At 72.9% G+C, this 15,423-nt stretch carries 13 protein-coding genes; 1 reads left to right on the top strand and 12 read right to left on the bottom strand.

All coding sequences use genetic code 11. The features are described from left to right. Positions 1–163 precede the first annotated feature (163 nt). The 3 genes from smc to ACIQVI_RS30930 form a co-directional block, all read right to left on the bottom strand. Entirely contained in the window at positions 164–3,712 is a 3,549-nt protein-coding gene (gene smc / locus ACIQVI_RS30920) for a chromosome segregation protein SMC (protein WP_403601881.1), read from the bottom strand. A gap of 232 nt (positions 3,713–3,944) precedes the next feature. Then, complete coding sequence (locus ACIQVI_RS30925; RefSeq protein WP_053644539.1) at positions 3,945–4,163, bottom strand: hypothetical protein; 219 nt, start codon at positions 4,161–4,163, stop codon at positions 3,945–3,947. Between the two features lie 386 nt (positions 4,164–4,549). Next, positions 4,550–4,831 carry an acylphosphatase gene (locus ACIQVI_RS30930; RefSeq protein WP_030690661.1) on the bottom strand — a complete coding sequence of 94 codons (282 nt, stop codon included), beginning with the start codon at positions 4,829–4,831 and terminating at the stop codon, positions 4,550–4,552. A gap of 192 nt (positions 4,832–5,023) precedes the next feature. Between ACIQVI_RS30930 and ACIQVI_RS30935 the strand changes: the two genes are divergently transcribed. Next, positions 5,024–6,055 (top strand): CAP domain-containing protein, encoded by a 1,032-nt coding sequence (locus tag ACIQVI_RS30935; RefSeq protein ID WP_403601886.1) that lies wholly within the window; start codon positions 5,024–5,026, stop codon positions 6,053–6,055. 19 nt (positions 6,056–6,074) lie between these two features. Here the strand turns inward: ACIQVI_RS30935 and mutM are convergent, their stop codons facing one another. From mutM to ACIQVI_RS30980, 9 genes are all read right to left on the bottom strand, one after another. Beyond that, positions 6,075–6,962, bottom strand: a complete 888-nt coding sequence (gene mutM / locus ACIQVI_RS30940) for a bifunctional DNA-formamidopyrimidine glycosylase/DNA-(apurinic or apyrimidinic site) lyase (RefSeq protein WP_403601889.1) — start codon at positions 6,960–6,962, stop codon at positions 6,075–6,077. Between the two features lie 183 nt (positions 6,963–7,145). After that, the gene (gene rnc, locus ACIQVI_RS30945) at positions 7,146–7,952 is read right to left on the bottom strand and encodes a ribonuclease III (RefSeq protein ID WP_121832412.1); all 807 of its coding nucleotides are present in this window, start codon (positions 7,950–7,952) and stop codon (positions 7,146–7,148) included. A 20-nt stretch (positions 7,953–7,972) separates the two neighbouring features. Continuing rightward, positions 7,973–8,146: a 50S ribosomal protein L32 gene (gene rpmF / locus ACIQVI_RS30950; protein WP_015036448.1), complete on the bottom strand. Its 174-nt coding sequence runs from the start codon at positions 8,144–8,146 to the stop codon at positions 7,973–7,975. Positions 8,147–8,148: 2 nt separating this feature from the next. Next, entirely contained in the window at positions 8,149–8,883 is a 735-nt protein-coding gene (locus ACIQVI_RS30955; RefSeq protein WP_351969695.1) for a DUF177 domain-containing protein, read from the bottom strand. A gap of 85 nt (positions 8,884–8,968) precedes the next feature. After that, positions 8,969–10,033, bottom strand: a complete 1,065-nt coding sequence (locus ACIQVI_RS30960) for a cell division initiation protein (protein WP_403601892.1) — start codon at positions 10,031–10,033, stop codon at positions 8,969–8,971. A gap of 110 nt (positions 10,034–10,143) precedes the next feature. Next, positions 10,144–10,623: a pantetheine-phosphate adenylyltransferase gene (gene coaD / locus ACIQVI_RS30965; RefSeq protein WP_199837039.1), complete on the bottom strand. Its 480-nt coding sequence runs from the start codon at positions 10,621–10,623 to the stop codon at positions 10,144–10,146. Positions 10,624–10,649: 26 nt separating this feature from the next. After that, a complete protein-coding gene (gene rsmD, locus ACIQVI_RS30970; protein WP_403601895.1) occupies positions 10,650–11,234 on the bottom strand; it encodes a 16S rRNA (guanine(966)-N(2))-methyltransferase RsmD in 585 nt (194 codons plus the stop codon). Between the two features lie 69 nt (positions 11,235–11,303). Next, complete coding sequence (gene recG, locus ACIQVI_RS30975) at positions 11,304–13,505, bottom strand: ATP-dependent DNA helicase RecG (RefSeq protein ID WP_403601898.1); 2,202 nt, start codon at positions 13,503–13,505, stop codon at positions 11,304–11,306. Between the two features lie 59 nt (positions 13,506–13,564). Further along, entirely contained in the window at positions 13,565–15,304 is a 1,740-nt protein-coding gene (locus ACIQVI_RS30980; RefSeq protein ID WP_403601901.1) for a DAK2 domain-containing protein, read from the bottom strand. Positions 15,305–15,423: the final 119 nt, after the last annotated feature.

Below are 15,423 nucleotides of genomic sequence, written 5' to 3' on the forward strand. Positions count from 1 at the left end.
ACAACTTCACGCCGCCCACCACTTGAAGGTAAAAGCAACGTTGCAGAGACTATGCGTTCAAGTTTCGAAGTCAATAGTTCCCCTCCTGTGAATTTGAGGGCAGGGTCGTACCACTTAGGTTCAAGTCTTGAAGGCGACTCGACGGTGGTCGGGAGCGGCGTCGCTACCGCAGCCTTTGGCTGATGACCTTGGATACCCCGTCGCCCTGCATGGAAACGCCGTACAGCGCGTCCGCGACCTCCATGGTCCGCTTCTGGTGCGTGATCACGATCAGCTGCGAGGACTCCTGGAGCTCCTGCATGATCCGGATCAGCCGCTGGAGGTTGGTGTCGTCGAGCGCCGCCTCGACCTCGTCCATCACGTAGAACGGGCTGGGCCTGGCCTTGAAGATGGAGACGAGCAGCGCCACGGCCGTCAGCGAGCGCTCGCCGCCGGAGAGCAGCGAGAGCCGCTTGACCTTCTTGCCCGGCGGGCGGGCCTCCACCTCGACGCCGGTGGTGAGCATGTCGTCCGGGTCGGTGAGGACGAGACGGCCCTCGCCGCCCGGGAAGAGGCGCGAGAAGACGCCTTCGAACTCGCGGGCCGTGTCCCGGTAGGCCTCGGTGAAGACCTGCTCGACGCGCAGGTCCACCTCCTTCACGACCTGAAGCAGGTCGGTCCGGGTCTTCCTCAGGTCCTCCAGCTGCTCCGAGAGGAACTTGTGGCGCTCCTCCAGGGCCGCGAACTCCTCCAGGGCCAGCGGATTCACCTTGCCGAGCTGGTGGTGGGCCCGCTCGGCGGCCTTCAGCCGCTTCTCCTGCTCCGAACGGACGAACGGCCGGGGCGCGGCGGGCTCCGCGCCCTCCTCCCCCTCGACCGCGGGCGGCGGGGGGACGAGCTGGTCGGGGCCGTACTCGGCGACCAGGGCGGCCGGTCCGACGCCGAACTCCTCCAGGGCCTTCGCCTCCAGCTGCTCGATCCGCAGCCGCTTCTCGGCGCCGAGGACCTCGCCCCGGTGGACGGAGTCGGTCAGCTTGTCCAGCTCGGCCTTGAGGTCCCGGCCCCGGGCCCGGGCCGCCGTGAGGCCCCGCTCCCGGTCGGCCCTGGCCGCCTCGGCGACCGCCCGCTCCCGCTCGGCGCGGGACAGCGAGACCTCGACGTGGGCCAGGAGCGTGCGGGCTCCGGCGGCGACGGCTCCGGCGACCTCCGCCTCGTGGCGGAGCCGGGTCCTGCGCCGCTCGGCACGCGCGCGTGCCTCCCGTTCGGCGCGGGCGGCCCGGTCGAGGGAGTCGGCCCGCCCGGCGAGCCCCCTGACCCGTTCCTCGTGGGTACGGACCTGGAGCCGGGCCTCCATCTCGGTCTGGCGCGCCCGGGAGCCGTCGGCCGCGAGCCGGTCGCGCGCGGAGGTGTCGGGCTCCTCGTCGCCGCCCTCGTCCGCGGCGGCCTCCTCGGCCACCAGGAGCCGTTCGGCCAGCTCCTCGGCGTCGGCGGTGGCCTTCTCCAGGGCCTCCTGGGCGCGGGCGGCGGCCGCGGCGGCGCGCTCGGCCTCCCCCACCGCTCCCCTGGCCTGCCCGGCGAGCCCGCCGAGCCGCTGGGCGACGGCGGACTTCTCGCGCTCGGCGGTACGGCGGCGGGCGTCGAGCTCCTCGACGAGCGCGGCGGCGGCGCGGCGCCGCTCGCCGGCCTCCTCCCGGGCAGTCGCCAACTCCTCGCACCGGGCGCCCAGTTCGTCGAGTTCGGCGGCGGCCTCGGCCACGGAGGCCTGGACTTCGAGGAGGCTGGGGGCGCCGGCGGAGCCGCCGTGCGCGAGGTGCGCGCCGAGCAGGTCGCCCTCGGTGGTGACGGCGGTCAGCGCGGGCCGGGTCCTGACCAGCTCCGCGGCCTCGTCCAGGTCGTCCACGACGACGACGCCGTCGAGCAGGCGGTGGACGGCGCCCATGAGTTCGGCGGGGCCCCGGACGAGGTCGGCGGCGTACGGGCGGCCTCCGGGGGCGGGGCCCACCGGTTCCGGGTCGGGGTCGGCGGCGCCGGTGAGGAGCAGGGAGGCCCGGCCCGCGTCCTGCTTGCGCAGCAGGCGGAGGGCCTCGACGGCGGCGGCGGGACCGGCGGCGACCGCGTCGGCGGCCACGCCGAGGGCGGCGGCGACGGGGACCTCGTACCCGGGGGTGACGGTGAGGAGGTCGGCCGCCGGGCCGAGGAGGCCGGTGAGTCCGGCGGCGAGCAGGGCTCCGGTGCCGTCCTTGCGGCGCAGTCCGAGGGCGAGGGTGTCGTGCCGGGCCCGGGTCGCGGCGCGGCGGCGCTCGGCGGCGTCGAGGGCTTCGCGGGCGGCGCTCAGGGCGGCCTCGGCCTCGGCGAGCCCGTGGCGGGCGGCCTCGTGCCGGTCGGCGTGCTCGGTGCCCTCCGCGTCGAGGCCGTCGACCTCCGCCTTGAGCCGTTCGTACTCCTCCTGGGCGGTGGCGGCCCGCTCGGCCGCCTCGTCGCGGGCCTCGGCGAGCCGGTCGATCTCGGCCCGGGCGGCGGCGGCGCGCGAGCGGGCCGCGTCGGCCCGGCCGTGGAGGCGGGCGAGGCCCTCGCGCCGGTCGGCGAGGGCGCGGGCCGCGTCCTTGAGGCGGCGCTCCTCGTCGGTCAGGGCCCGCTCCAGGTCGGAGCGGTGGGCGACGGCGTCCTCCAGGGCGCGCTCGGCCGCCTCCAGGGCGGCTTCGAGCTCGGCCTCCTGTTCGCGGACGCGGGCCGCCTCGCGCTCCAGGTCCTCGGGGTCGCGGCCGCGCCGCTCCTCGGGGGGCGCGGTGGTGGCGCTCTTCACGCGCGCGTCGGCCAGGGAGACGGTGCCCCGGACGCGTTCGGCGAGCTGGGAGAGGTCGTACCAGGTCTGCTGGGCGCGCTCCAGGCGGGGCACGAGCGCGCGTGCCTCGGCCTCCAGGGCGGCCTCCCGGGCGAGGGCGGCTTCGAGTTCGGCCTCGGTGGCCTCCTTGCGGGCGAGGAGGGCGGTCTCGTCGGCGACCTCGGCGGTGAGCGCCGCCTTGAGGCGGACGAGGTCGTCGGCGAGGAGGCGGAGGCGCGCGTCGCGCAGGTCGGCCTGGATGACGACGGCCCGGCGGGCGACAGCGGCCTGCCGGCCCAGCGGCTTGAGCTGACGGCGCAGTTCGTCGGTGAGGTCCTGCACGCGCGCGAGGTTGGCCTGCATCGCGTCGAGCTTCCGCAGCGCCTTCTCTTTCCGCTTGCGGTGCTTGAGGACGCCGGCGGCCTCCTCGATGAAGGCGCGGCGGCCCATCGGGTCGGCGTGCAGCACGGAGTCGAGCTGCCCCTGTCCGACGATGACGTGCATCTCGCGTCCGATGCCGGAGTCGGAGAGCAGGTCCTGGAAGTCGAGCAGGCGGCAGGTGTCGCCGTTGATCTGGTACTCGCTGCTGCCACCGCGGAACATGATCCGGGTGAGGGTGACCTCGGCGTAGTCGATGGGCAGGGCGCCGTCGGAGTTGTCGATGGTCAGCGAGACCTCGGCGCGGCCGAGCGGGGGGCGCCCGGTCGTGCCGGCGAAGATGACGTCCTCCATCTTGCCGCCGCGCAGCGACTTGGCGCCCTGTTCGCCCATGACCCAGGAGAGGGCGTCCACGACGTTGGACTTGCCCGAGCCGTTGGGGCCCACGACACAGGTGATCCCCGGTTCGAACCTCAGTGTGGTGGCCGAGGCGAACGACTTGAATCCGCGGAGCGTCAGGGCCTTGAGGTGCACGTCGGGGACTCTACCGGGGCCCGCGCGTTTCACCCGCGAACGTGCAGGGCAGATCCTCGGAGGGGAAGGGGGAAGACAGGGGGGACTCCGGGGAAACGGCGGGTGAAAGCAAGAAGGGACGCCGAAGCGTCCCTTGCGTGTTCAGCCGACATGCGTCGGGCTCCATATGCGGCTGTGTGGCGGCCGGCCTCGCCGACCTGTGTTTCCCACCTGGCCCCTCGGGGCTGGGCTGTCAGGTGAGCGCAGGCTCCGCCTGGGGTACGTCGAGGTCGATGCTGTCCAGCAGCGACTCTCCCTGGTGGTGAGCGGCGGCAGCGGCGAGCGCGTCGTTCTCGGACTGGATCCGTACCAGCTCGGATTCGAGGTCCTGGACGCGCTGCTGGAGCCGTCGCATCTCGGCGAGGAGTCGCGGGTCGGAGCCGCCGACGTAACCGAGAAGCGCCTTTGCCATGATGGATGGTCCTCCACAATGAGTGACCGACCGAAGCGGTGTGGGTCGTGAGGGATTGGCACCCGCGGTGTTCGGCAGTGACTTGTTGTGCCGGTTCCACTGCCCCACAGCCAAGGTGCGCGGGGCTTCCAGAGTCTCACCAAAAAGTTTGACGGTCAACACGATCACGCCCCGTTCGAGGGGACGACCGGGGAGTCCACGGCCGCTCAGGGGCGGTCGCGCCTCTCGACCCGGCGCCTCGGGGCGTCGCGATCATTCTCATCGGGCAGCCTTCCACGGCGGGCGCTTCTTGGCAACCACCAGGCGCTTTCCCCTTCACGCACCCGTTACGGCGCGTTCGTACGAGGCCCCTCCGGGTCACCGGAGGGGGTGTCGGAGAGTGATCGTCAGCGGATGGCGAATCCGTCGTAGCCGCCGCGCGGGGTGTCCCAGATCTCAGTGACTCCGTCCACGCGTCCGGGTGTGTCGTCGGAGTGCAGCCAGTCGAGCAGACGGTGGCAATTCTCACGCGGGCCCTCGGCCACGACCTGCACCCGGCCGTCGTCGAGGTTGAGGGCGAAGCCCACCAGGCCGCCGATCTCCAGGGCGTTTGCCCTGGTGAACCAGCGGAAGCCCACTCCCTGTACCCGGCCGCGCACCCAGGCGGTCATCCGTACGTCGTCGCTCATGGCTGCACGCTAACGGGCAGGGCACCCGACGAGCACATCGCCCCCCGCTTCCCACTCGCGTACAGTCCCGACGAACGCGTCTCACCCGTTCGGGCGCGCGCCGTTCGACGATCGGACCGCAACGGTACCGACCGCAAAGATCAGCAAAGACTCGCAAAGATCCGCAGGGAAGACCAGCAGGAGGGCAGAGCCATGGGACGCCACCGTCGCTCCGGCGCCGCACCCGCCGCAGAAGACTACGCGGCCGGTACGGACCGCCGGCACCGGGGTGACCGCCGCAGGCGGTCCGTGCGCAACGGTCTGCTCAGCGCCTCCGCGGCGGTCGCGGTCGGCGCGGTCGCGGTCACCTCGGGCCTCCTGCCCGGCGGGGACGTGCTCACGGTCGGCAGCACCGGCACGGCCGAGCGCCAGACGCAGTCCCCGTCCCAGTCCCGGCAGGCGCCGGAGCTGACGACGCAGGGCGGGGCGACGGAGACCCCGGCGGGCACGGGCGCGTCCACTCGCACGGGAACGGGCACCGGGAAGCCGGCCGCCCCGTCGGCGAAGCCGAGCGCGGCGCCGAGCAAGAAACCGAGCGCGAAGCCGACTGCGAAGCCGAGCGCCGAGCCGAGCGCGAAGCCCTCGAAGACCACGGCGTCCCCGAGCGCGAAGCCGAAGCCGAAGGCGACCCCGTCGTCCGAGCCGAAGCCCGAGGTCACGAAGACGGCGGCCCCGAAGAAGGCCGCTCCCGAGCCCGCCGCGCCGAAGACCTCGGCCGCGCCCACCACCGAGGCGCCCGCGCCGAAGCCGGACCCGACCACCCAGGCGCCGACCCGGAGGGCCGCGGCCGCCTCCACCGCGAGCCGGGGCGACGCCGCCGAGGCGGAGATCCTGCGCCTGGTCAACGCCGAGCGCGCCACGGTGGGCTGCACCCCCGTGAACACCGACGCGCGGCTCGCCTCCCTGGCGGGTGCGTTCAGCGCGGACATGGCCGCCCGCGGCTTCTTCGACCACACGGACCCCGACGGGGACACCCCGTGGACGCGCGCCCAGCAGGCGGGCGTCTCGACCCTGGCCGGCGAGAACATCGCCCGCGGCCAGACGGACGCGGCGGCCGTGATGAAGTCCTGGATGAACAGCGACGGCCACCGCGCCAACATCCTGAACTGCGACTTCAAGACGATGGGCGTGGGCGTGCACTTCGGCGACGGCGGCCCCTGGTGGACCCAGGACTTCGGCTACTGAGCCGCCGCCGGGGCCCGGTTCACACCGTGACGACGCGGGGCGGGCGCTGGCAGCGCGGGCAGAAGTAGCTGGAGCGGTTCATCCAGGCGCGGCGGCGCATCTGGGTGCCGCACCGGCGGCAGGGCTCGTCCTCGCGGCCGTAGGCGTCGAGCGAGCGGTCGAAGTAGCCGGACTCGCCGTTGACGTTCACGTACAGGCTGTCGAAGCTGGTGCCGCCGACGGCGAGCGCCGCGTTCATCACGTCCCGGACGTGTCCGAGGAGCTCGGCCGAGCGCGGCCGGGTCAGGGTGGCGGTCGGCCGGTCGTAGTGCAGCCGCGAGCGCCAGAGCGCCTCGTCCGCGTAGATGTTGCCGACGCCGCTGATCAGGGACTGGTCCAGGAGTGCCCGCTTGATCGTCGTACGGCGCAGGCGCAGCGCGCGGTGGAAGGCGGCGTCGTCGAACTCCGGGTCCAGCGGGTCGCGGGCGATGTGCGCGATGACGTCCGGGAGGCCGTCGGGGCTCTGGTCGTGGAGCGAGAGCCCGCCGAAGGTGCGCTGGTCGACGAAGCGGAGTTCGGTGCCGGTCGCGCCCGTGAGGGCGTCGCCGTCGGACGGCGCGAAGCGGACCCGGATGCGCAGGTGCTTCTCGTCGGGGGCGTCGTGCGGCTGGACGAGCAGCTGGCCGCTCATGCCCAGGTGTCCGAGCACGGCCGTGCCGGTGTCGGCCAGCGGCAGCCAGAGGTACTTGCCGCGCCGCCGCACGCCCTCGAACCGCTGCCCCTCCAGCCGGGCCGCGAAGTCCTCGCCGCCCGCCAGGTGGCGTCGTACGGCCCGGGGGTGCAGGACCTCGACCCCGGACACGGTCCGTCCGGCGACCCAGCGCTCCAGTCCGCGCCGTACGACCTCGACCTCGGGCAGTTCGGGCACGGCTGTTCCTCCGGACTCGTTCAGCGGTTCTTCGGCGTTTCTGCGGCACTTCCGCGGCGCTTCTGCGGCACTTCTTCGGCGGCCGGAACCACCCTACTTCCGTCCCGACCGCACGCGGAAAGACGGGAACCCCGCCCTGGGGCGGGGTTCCCGGAAAGCCGAGGAAACGGGCAGGACGGAGGATCAGGCCGAGGCCCGGTCCTTGGCAGGAGAGGGGTCGGCGACCGCTCCCGCCTCGGCCGCGGCCTTCGCCGCCGCGATCCGCTCGTCCGCGGCCGCGCGGATCGCGCGCCACGCGGACTCCGCCGCCTGCTGTTCCGCTTCCTTCTTGCTGCGGCCGGTGCCGGTGCCGTACGAGACACCACCGACGCGGGCGGCAGCGGTGAAGGTCTTCTCGTGGTCCGGGCCCTCCTCGGAGACGAGGTACTCCGGAACGCCCAGGCCCTCGGCCGCGGTGAGCTCCTGGAGACTGGTCTTCCAGTCCAGGCCGGCACCGAGGTTCGAGGACTTCTCGATCAGCGGGTCGAAGAGCCGGTGCACCAGCTCGGACGCCGCGTCGAGGCCCTGGTCGAGATAGACCGCGCCGATCACCGCTTCGAGGGTGTCGGCGAGGATGGACGCCTTGTCCCGGCCGCCCGTGCCCTCTTCACCCCGGCCGAGCCGGATGAAGGAGCCGAGTTCGAGTCCGCGTCCCACGTCCGCCAGCGCACGAGAGTTGACCACCGCGGCCCGCAGTTTGGCCAGCTGGCCCTCGGGCAGGTCGGGGTGGGTGCGGTACAGCGTGTCGGTGACCACCAGGCCGAGCACGGAGTCCCCGAGGAACTCCAGCCGCTCGTTGGTGGGCAGACCGCCGTTCTCGTACGCGTACGAACGGTGGGTCAGCGCACGCACCAGAAGGGCGGACTCGAGCTTGTAGCCGAGCCGCCCTTCCAGAAGCGTGTGGGACGAGGCATGGTCCGTCTTGTCGTCCGTCTTGCGGGACTCAGACATTGCGCCTCTCACCAGCCCAATCAGACCGAGAGGACCTGGCGCTTGTTGTAGGTGCCGCAGCTCGGGCACGCGATGTGCTGCAGCTTCGGCTCCTGGCAACGCTCACACGAAACCAGGGTGGGGACCGCAGCCTTCCACTGCGACCGGCGGTGGCGCGTGTTGCTGCGCGACATCTTCCGCTTCGGAACAGCCACGGCTACTTCTCCTGCTTCTCGGCGGCGCTTCGGACGTCCCCGTCAGAGGCTTTGCCGCTCATGTTGTCCTTCTCATCGGTTCCCAGCGAACCGGCGAGTCCCTGCAGTGCCGCCCAACGGATGTCGACGGCGTCGTGGTGGTGGTCCGGGTTCTCGTTCAGGTTGGTCCCGCATTCGGAACACAGACCCGCACAGTCCTCCCGGCACACCGGCTGCATCGGCAGTGCGAGCACCACCGCATCGCGCAGCACGGGTTCGAGGTCGAACATGCCGTCCTCGAGGGGGATCATGTCCTCTTCTTCCTCGGCTTCGTCGTCCGCGGCCGCCCTGGAGCGGCCCCGGTCGTCGGAGTCGGGGTACGAGAACATCTCCTGGAAGTCCACGTCGAGCTCCAGCTCGACGGGCTCCAGACACCTTACGCACTCCCCCTCGGCCGATGCACGGGCGGTGCCTGTGACAAGCACCCCTTCCATGACCGACTCAAGACGGAGATCGATGTCGATCGGGGCGCCCTCGGGCACTCCGATCACTCCTTCGACGCCCATGGCCGCGGGGGCCTCGACCGATCGCGAGAGCCGCTGCAGGGCACCAGGACGCCGCCCCAGCTCGTGTGTGTCGAACACGAGGGGGTTGCGGTGGTCGAGGCGCGTGCTCAGGGCTCTTCCTGCTTTCGGATCGTTCTGCGTCGTGGAAGGTTCGTGGGGCTGCCGATCACGGGCAGCACGGGTCACGGGCATACGCGTGACCGAAGAGCCAGGATACTGGACGCTTCGCCCAGGGCCCAATCCGGGCCGATCGCCCGCTCCGGCCCGGCCGCCGCGCCTACTGCTGCTGCTGCCCCTGGTCGTACTGCTGCTCGTACCGGCGCAGCTGTTCCAGGTCGATCATGCTCGTGTCGAAGAAGCTGGTCTCGTCGAGCGCGGCGGCCTGCTGGGGCTGGTGGGTCGGCGGGGCGGGCTGCTGGTAGGCGTACGGGTCCTGCTGCTGGTACCCGTACGGGTCGGGCTGCTGCTGGTACGCGTAGGGGTCCGGCTGCTGCTGGACCTGCTGGTAGGCCGCGTACGGGTCCTGCTGCGGGTACCCGTACGGGTCGGGCTGCTGCTGCGGCGGGGCCGGGACCTCGGCCGGGGCCTGCGCCGGGATCCGGGCCGGCTCGGGGTCGGAGAGCTCCGCGAGACCGGCCAGGTAGTCGGCGTCGCTGGTGTGGACCGGGCCGCCGAGGCCGTCCTGGGCGGCCATGTGCTCGCCGAGGGCGTCGGCGGTGGTCCGGCCGTGCAGCTTCTGCCGGCCCCGCCCGACGGCCTCCAGGGTCTTGCTGAGGACCGCCTCGAAGGCGCCCAGCTTGGCGTCCACGTACTCGTCCGCCCGCTGGATCAGGGTCTGCGGGTCGGCGCTGTACTCGGGGGCGTCCTCGTCGGCGTAGCCGTCCGGGCCGATCCCCGGGCCGCGGCCGAGGAGCTTCTCGCGGCCCCGGTCGACGGAGCCGATGGTCTTGTTGAGGACGACCTCGAAGTTGGCCAGCTTGGAGTCGACGTAGTCGTCGGCCTCGGCGCGGATCTCCTCGGACTCGCGGCGGGCCTCGGAGAGGATCCGGTCGGCCTCCTCCTGCGACTCCCGGGCGACCTGGGTGTCGGAGACGATCGAGCCGCGCTCGGCGTGGGCGGCCTCGATGATCCGCTCGGCCTCCTGGCGGGCCTGCTCGACCATCTGCTCGCGGCCGCCGATCAGCTCCTGGGCCTGGGCGAGGGAGCCGGGCAGGGCCTGGCGCACCTCTTCGAGCAGGGCGAGCAGCTCGGCGCGGTTGACCACGCAGGATGCCGACATGGGCATGGAGCGGGCGCCCTGCACGGTCGCCACGATCTCGTCGAGCTTCTTCTGCACGTCCACCTGGTGCTCGCCACTCTCTACAGCCGGTTGGAGAAGGACGGGACGACTGTAAGGGCAGTCGGCGCCCGTCCGACACCAGGTGACGGAGCGTCAGCGGCGGTGGCCGCGCGTCACTTCTCCGCGAGCCGCTCGGTCAGCCGTCCGAGGACCAGCGGCGGGACCAGGTGGGAGACGTCGCCACCCCAGGCCGCGACCTCCTTGACCAGGGAGGAGGAGAGGAAGCTGTACGTCGGGTTGGTGGGGACGAAGAGGGTCTCCACGCCCGAGAGGCCGTTGTTCATCTGGGCCATCTGCAGCTCGTAGTCGAAGTCGCTGACCGCGCGCAGGCCCTTGACGATGGCGGGGATGTCGCGCTGCTTGCAGAAGTCGACGAGGAGGCCGTGGAAGGACTCCACCTCGACGTTGCCGAAGTCGGCGGTGACCTCGCGGATCAGTTCGATCCGCTCGTCGACCGTGAAGAGACCTTTCTTCGACTGGTTGATCATCACGGCCACGTGTACGACGTCGTACAGCTTGGAGGCGCGGGCGATGATGTCGAGGTGTCCGTTGGTGATGGGGTCGAATGACCCCGGACAGACGGCGCGGCGCAACTTGGGTCCCTCGCTCTCCGGTCCGGTCATCGTGCGTCTTCGCACGTAGAGGCGGCGCGACCGTACCAAAACGTTCCCTCGCCGTAACGACGGGCCCGCAGTGGCTCGAAACCGGCCGGCCAGCCGAACTCCCCGCCTCGGGTGCTGCGCTCCACGGTGACGAGGGCATCCTCGCTCAGCCAGCCCTCCGAGCGCAGTGTGAGGAGAATCTCCCGCAGGCCCGCGTCCTCGACGGCGTACGGCGGGTCGAGGAAGACCAGGTCGTACGGGTCGGCGGGGGCCGGTCCGGTGACGATCTGCTCGGCCTTGCCGGTACGCAGCTCCGCGCCCGGCAGGCCGATCGCGCGGACGTTGTCCCGGATCGTCCTCGCGGCGCGGGGGTCGGCCTCGACGAGGAGGGCATGGGTGGCGCCCCGGGAGAGCGCCTCCAGGCCGACGGCGCCGGAGCCCGCGTACAGGTCGGCGACCCTGGTCCCGTCGAGGGTGCCGTGGAGCGCCTCCCAGGTGGAGAAGAGGCCCTCGCGCGCCCGGTCGGAGGTGGGGCGGGTGCCGTTGCCGGGCGGCACGGCCAGGCGCCGGCCGCCGGCCGTACCGGCGATCACGCGGGTCATCGGTGTCCTCGTCCTGCGTCGTCCAGTGCGTACGTCTCAGGATATGGCCGCGGTGGGACCGGTGGGCGGTCAGCCCTTCTCCAGGTACTCCTCCCGGTCCTTGTCGAGGAGGGCGTCCAGGGCGGTGCGCAGGCCCGGGTGGGCGGTGAGGTCCGGGTCGGCGAGGACGAGGGCGGTGGCCTCCTCGCGGGCGGCGGCGATGACCTCCTCGTCGTCGATGACGGTGAGGACCCGCAGGGAGGAGCGGACGCCGGACTGGGCCTGGCCGAGGACGTCGCCCTCGCGCCGCTGTTCGAGGTCGATGCGGGAGAGCTCGAAGCCGTCGAGGGTGGAGGCGACGGCGCCGAGGCGCTGCCGGGCGGGGCTCGCCTCGGGCATCTCGGTGACGAGGAGGCAGAGGCCGGGGGCCGAGCCACGGCCGACGCGGCCGCGGAGCTGGTGGAGCTGGGAGACGCCGAAGCGGTCCGCGTCCATGATCACCACAGCGGTGGCGTTGGGCACGTTGACGCCGACCTCGATGACGGTGGTGGCGACGAGGACGTCGAGCTCGCCCGCGGCGAAGCGGCGCATCACGTCGTCCTTGTCGTCGGGGTGCATCCGGCCGTGCAGGACGGCGATCCGCAGGCCGGCGAGGGGGCCGGCGCGGAGCTTCTCGGCGACGTCGAGGACGGCGAGCGGGGGCCGCTTCTCGGCGTCGTCCCCCTCGGCGGCCTGCGCCTTGGCGCCGGCCTTCTTCTGGTCCTCCTCGTCCCCGATGCGGGGGCAGACCACGTACGCCTGGTGCCCGTTCTCGACCTCCTCGCGGACCCGCTCCCAGGCGCGCGCGAGGAAGTGCGGCTTGTCGGCGGCGGGGACGACGTGGCTGGCGATCGGGGAGCGGCCGGCGGGCAGCTGGTCGAGGACGGAGGTCTCCAGGTCGCCGAAGACGGTCATGGCGACCGTGCGCGGGATGGGCGTCGCCGTCATGACGAGGAGGTGCGGGGGCTGCTTGCCCTTGCCGCGCAGGGCGTCGCGCTGCTCGACGCCGAAGCGGTGCTGCTCGTCGACGACGACCAGGCCGAGGTCGTGGAACCTGACCTTGTCCTCGATCAGCGCGTGCGTGCCGATGACGATCCCGGCCTCGCCGGTGACCAGGTCCAGGAGGGCGTGGCGGCGGGCGGCGGCGCCCATGGAGCCGGTGAGCAGGACGACCTTGGTGGCGCGGTCCGCGCCGCCGAGCATCCCTCCCTCGGCCAGCTCGCCCATCATCTCGGTGACGGAGCGGTGGTGCTGCTGGGCGAGGACCTCGGTGGGCGCGAGCATCGCGGCCTGTCCCCCGGAGTCGACGACGGCGAGCATGGCGCGCAGGGCCACCATCGTCTTGCCCGATCCGACCTCGCCCTGGAGGAGGCGGTGCATGGGGTGGTCGGTGGCGAGGTCGTCGAAGATCTCGGCGGAGACCTTGTTCTGGCCGTCGGTGAGGGTGAAGGGGAGCTTGGCGTCGAAGGCGTCGAGGATGCCGTCGGGGGCGGGTTTCCTCGGGACGGCGGGCAGTTGGGTGTCGGCGTGCCGGCGGCGGGCGAGGGCGACCTGGAGGACGAAGGCCTCGTCCCACTTGAGCCGGTCCCGGGCGGCGGCGATGTCGGCCTTGGTGCGGGGCCGGTGGATCATCCGCAGGGCGTCGGGCAGTTCGGCGAGGCCCCGGCCCTCGCGCAGGGCGTCCGGGAGCGGGTCGGCGGCGTCGGCGACGCTCGGCAGGACCGCGTCGACGGCCTTGGCGATCTTCCAGGACTCCAGCTTGGTGGTGGCCGGGTAGATCGGGATGAGGGCCCCGGCCCAGACGTCCACGGACTCCTCGCGGTCGCCGCGCAGGAGTTCGTACGAGGGGTGGGCGAGCTGGAGGCGTCGGTTGAAGAGCGAGACCTTGCCGGCGAACATCGCGCGGGTGCCGGGCAGCAGGTCCTTGTGCGGCTTGTGCACCCCCTTGCCGAAGAAGACCAGCTGGAGGCGGCCGCTGCCGTCGGTGATGGTCACTTCGAGGCGCTGGCCGCGTCCCTTGGAGCCGTTGAAGGTCAGCACGCGGGCGTCGGCGACCTGCGCGACCACCGTGACGTGCTCGTCGAGCGGCAGGTCGGAGAGGGTCGTCAGCTCTCCCCGCTCGGCGTACCGGCGGGGGTAGTGGTGCAGCAGGTCCCCGACCGTGTGCAGGTCGAGCGCCTCGGCCATGACCTTGGCGGTGGCGGGGCCGAGGGACTTCTTGAGTGGTTCGTCGAGCGCGGGCACGCGTTCCATTGCACACCACCGGACCGACAACCGCGCCGAAGCCTGTGGACAACCCCGGGAACCGGGGCCTATTCCACCCCGATGAGCAGCGGCGGGGCCTCCGCGCCCGCGTGGTACGTGACGGTGTCGACGGCCAGGTGGGCGCTCCGGACGTGGCGTTCGAGGTCGGCGGCGAGGCCGGGCGGGGCGTCGTCGGCGACGACGAGGGTGACGAGTTCGCCGCCCGCCGAGAGCATCCGGTCCAGGACGGTGCGGGCGGTCTCGGTGAGGTCCTCGCCGATGACGGCGACATCGCCCTCGATGAGGCCGAGGACGTCGCCGGCCTGGCAGACGCCGGCCGAGGTGAAGGACCGGTGTTCGGCGACGGCGAGTTCGGCGTAGCGGGTGGCTCCGGCGGCGGCCGTCATGGCGACGACGTCCTCGTCGAAGCGCCGGCCGGGTTCGTGGACGGCGAGGGCGGCGATGCCCTGGACGGCGGCCCGGGTGGGGATGAGGGCGACGCGGACGCCCTCGGCCCTGACGCGTTCGGCGGCCGCGGCGGCGGTCTCGCGCAGGTCGGTGTCGTTGGGCAGGAGGACGACCTCGCGCGCGTGGGCCCGGCGGACGGCCTCGACGAGTTCGTCCTCGGCGGGGGGTTCGCCGGGGCGGGCGCGGACGGTGGTCGCGCCTGCCTCGGCGCAGAGTCCGGCGAGGCCCTCGCCGGGGACGACGGCGACGATCGCGCGCGCGGCGCGTTCCCCGCGCGCCTCGTCGTCCGCGGCGCCGCACGCGTACGCGTACCCGTCGCCGGTCCCGTACCGGTGTCCGTACCCGTCGTCGGTCCCGTACCGCTCGCCGGTGTCGCTCCCGGCCCCTCGCGCGGTGTCGCGTCCCGGCGCGGGGGTCGCGTCGGACGCGAAGTGGGTGATCCGGATGCGGTGGGGCCGGCCGGCCTCGACGCCGGCCTCGACGGCGGCGCCCGCGTCGTCCACGTGCACGTGGACGTTCCAGAGGCCGTCGCCGCCGACGACGACCAGGGACTCCCCCAGGGCGTCGAGGCGGGAGCGCAGCAGCGCGACGGCCGCGTCGTCGGCCTCCAGGAGGTAGATCACCTCGTAGGCGGGGCCGTCCTCCCCCGCGCACTTCTCGCGGGGGGCGGCGGGCGGGAGCGGCGCGGTCCCGGGGTGGTCGGGGGTCTGTCCGGTGACGGTCTCCAGGAGGGCGCCGAGGACGGCCACCAGGCCCCGGCCGCCCGCGTCCACGACCCCGGCGCGTTCGAGGACGTCCAGCTGGCCCGAGGTGGCCGTCAGGGCGGTCGCGGCTCCCTCGTAGGCGCCCCGGGCCACCTCCACGAGCGTGCCGCCCGCCGCGCACGCCTCGGCGGCGGCGCTCGCCACCGTGAGGATGGTGCCCTCCACGGGGTGGGCGACGGCCTGCCGGGCCGCGCGCGCGGCCTCGGCGAAGGCGCGGGCGAGGTGCTCGCCGTCGCGTCCGTCGGCGAGGACGGTCGCCATGCCGCGCAGGAGCTGGGAGAGGATGGTCCCGGAGTTGCCGCGGGCGCCGAGGAGGGCGCCGTGGGCCATGGCCCGTACGGTCTCGGCGGTGTCCGGGCCGGAGGCGGCGAAGACCGCTTCGACGGCCTGGTGGGCGGCTTCCGCCGTCAGGTAGAGGTTGGTGCCGGTGTCCCCGTCCGCGACCGGGTAGACGTTGATCGCGTCGATCTCCTCGCGCTCCCGTCCGAGGGCGTCGAAGGCCCTCGCGCACCAGGTCCGGACCGCTTCGGCGTCGAGCTCGACGAGCTCCTCGTCAGGCTGAAGGGCTCGCGACAACGGGGGGTCCTCCTTCGGCGGTGAGCTCACCGCAGGGTAGACCGGGGGTGTCCCGGGCGTGACCGGGGCCCGGGGCGAGGCCGGCGGAGACCATGGTAGTTTCGTTCCACCGAGACAGT

The organism is Streptomyces sp. NPDC098101, from assembly GCF_044760185.1.
GTDB lineage: Bacteria > Actinomycetota > Actinomycetes > Streptomycetales > Streptomycetaceae > Streptomyces.